Source organism: Halobacillus sp. BBL2006 (assembly GCF_000786645.1).
Classification (GTDB): Bacteria; Bacillota; Bacilli; order Bacillales; family Halobacillaceae; genus Halobacillus.
On sequence record NZ_JRNX01000365.1, the window covers coordinates 1 to 2543 of the forward strand.

General features: G+C 42.6%; 3 protein-coding genes. All 3 read left to right on the plus strand.

Annotated elements, in window-relative coordinates; translation table 11 throughout:
• Positions 1 to 140 precede the first annotated feature (140 nt).
• From LD39_RS11460 to LD39_RS11470, 3 genes are read left to right on the plus strand one after another with little or no spacing between them, the layout of a single operon-like run.
• Positions 141 to 263 (plus strand): hypothetical protein, encoded by a 123-nt coding sequence (locus tag LD39_RS11460; RefSeq protein WP_035546466.1) that lies wholly within the window; start codon positions 141 to 143, stop codon positions 261 to 263.
• Between the two features lie 12 nt (positions 264 to 275).
• The gene (locus LD39_RS11465) at positions 276 to 749 is read left to right on the plus strand and encodes a cytochrome c oxidase subunit II (RefSeq protein WP_035546468.1); all 474 of its coding nucleotides are present in this window, start codon (positions 276 to 278) and stop codon (positions 747 to 749) included.
• A complete protein-coding gene (locus LD39_RS11470; protein WP_035546470.1) occupies positions 746 to 2404 on the plus strand; it encodes a b(o/a)3-type cytochrome-c oxidase subunit 1 in 1659 nt (552 codons plus the stop codon). Before LD39_RS11465 ends, LD39_RS11470 begins: the two co-directional genes overlap by 4 nt.
• Positions 2405 to 2543: the final 139 nt, after the last annotated feature.

Consider the following 2543-nt stretch of genomic DNA (forward strand, 5'->3'; position numbering starts at 1 on the left):
TTCAGGTTTCTTTTTTTGTTCCTTTTCAGAATATCAGGGTTTCCGAGAAGTAAAATCAGGGGATTCCCCAATACTTTTACCAAGCCTTCCAAAGATACAATAAGAGTAGATCAATTACATAAATAAGGAGGCTTCGAGCAATGAAAAAAGACCATTCTTCAGAGCCTAGTTTGAAGGGGACTCTTATCAGTGTGTTCGCCGTAGGGATCGTAATTATTCTGATGTGGGTAAGCATTTTCTATTTGTATATAGATCGAATGTAGGGGGAGATTCTAATGCATTTACACAAGTATGAAAAAATTTGGCTGGCATTCGGTATTTTTGCACTTATCATCTTTTTATCAGTCGTAGGAGTCAGTGCTTTCCACCAAGGAAATACACCTTCAGGAGGTCACATGACGATTGATCCGGAGAAGGTCAGGGAAACAGCTCCTTTTAATGAGCCCGGGGTTCACCAAAAGGAAGATGGAACTTTCGAAGTCTCTTTGATTGCAAAAGCTTTCGGCTATGATCCAGCTGAAATAAAGGTTCCGGCCGGTGAAGAAATCATGTTTACGGTGACCAGTGAGGACGTTACGCACAGTTTCTCTATTGTCGGTACAAACGTAAATATGATGATCGTTCCTGGTCAAATCAATCACAGAAAACATACATTTGATGAGCCTGGAAATTACCTTGTAGTTTGCAACGAGTATTGCGGCTCAGGCCATCATTTTATGAGTACAGAAATCGAGGTGGTCCAACAATGAACGCAGCTCAAGTTGCTAAGGGAGATCGACGTCTAGCCCTTTCGAATCTAGGTTTTGCCTATGGAGCATTTCTTATTGGTACACTTTGTGGTTTGTTACAAGTATTTATTAGGAATGATGCTCTTACATTACCGTCATGGCTTGATTACTATCAAGTGCTTACTGCACATGGATTACTGCTGGCCATCGTATTTACGACATTTTTCATATTTGCTTTCTTTCAATCTGGAATGAGTCGAACATTAGGAAATTTCGGACCCAGAGTACTTTTGTGGAATTGGGTCGGCTTTTGGGTGACTTCTATTGGAACGCTGCTTGTCGTTGTTATGGTCGTCTCAGGTCAAGCTTCTGTTCTTTATACATTTTATGCTCCGCTGCAAGCGCATGGATTGTTTTATGTCGGTCTCGCATTATTTGTCATCGGAACATGGATTCAGGGCTTTGCCCTTGTCGGTCATTATGTCGTTTGGAGAAAACAGAATAAAGGTGAACTAAGTCCGCTTTTTGCATTCATGACTGTCGCTACGATCGTATTATGGGTCATCGCCTGCTTAGGGGTTGTCGCTACAGTAGTTTTTCAATTCATCCCGTGGGCATTTGGCTGGACAGATGGCATCAACGTGGAGTTGAGTCGATCTTTGTTCTGGTATTTCGGTCATCCATTGGTTTACTTTTGGCTGCTGCCTGCTTATATGGCATGGTATGTGATTGTCCCTAAAATAATTGGAGGACGCGTGTTTAGTGATTCATTAGCACGATTATCATTTGTCTTGTTCATTTTGTTCTCCATTCCGGTTGGTTTTCACCACCAATTGACGGAACCAGGAATCGCAAGTTTTTGGAAGTTTTTACAGACGGTTCTGACTTTCATGGTCATTATCCCATCTCTGATGACTGCGTTCTCCATGTTTGCAACATTTGAACTGCGTGGCCGTGAGTTGGGAGGAAAAGGATTGTTTGGCTGGGTAAGAAAGCTCCCTTGGAAGGATGTCCGCTTCACTTCAATCTTCATTGCAATGGCATTCTTTATTCCTGGTGGGGCAGGTGGAATCATTAACGCTAGCTTCCAAATGAACGAAGTGATTCATAACACATTGTGGGTGGTTGGGCACTTTCATATAACAGTAGGAACACCAGTAGCGATGACATTTTTTGGACTGACCTTCTGGTTGATTCCGCACTTAACAGGACGCCGGTTCACAAAGTCGCTTCAGAAACTTGCCTTTTTACAAATCGCTACATGGTCAGTAGGAATGCTATTGATGAGTACCGCGCAGCATTTATTGGGACTAATGGGAGCACCGAGACGAACCGCTTATACGGGCTATGCTCATGAAGACGCACAAGCTTGGTTTGAAGGTATCCTGTCTAACCATGTGACTATGGCGGTTGGTGGATCGATCTTGTTCCTGTCTGCCGTGCTGTTAATCTTCATCGTCATCCAACTTTGGTGGTTGGCTCCGAAAGCTGATGAAGATACGTTCATGCATTTTCCTATTGCTGAAAGTGATTCTTCAACTACACCAAAATTTTTAGAAAACTGGAAGTTGTGGATTGGGGTTGCTTTTATTCTGATTGCCCTTGCATATACCATCCCTCTTTCTGACATCATTCAGCATGCACCACCTGGTTCAGGACGTTTTCAAACATGGTGAAGGAGGCGCGTTAAAATGACATTTTCCTTTGCATTTACTTTAGCATCTATTGTACTTTTCACTGTACTGAGTTCCATCATAGTTGAACTTCAATCGGAAGAAGAATAGAAAAAAGCGGGTGACATCGAAGTCACCCGCT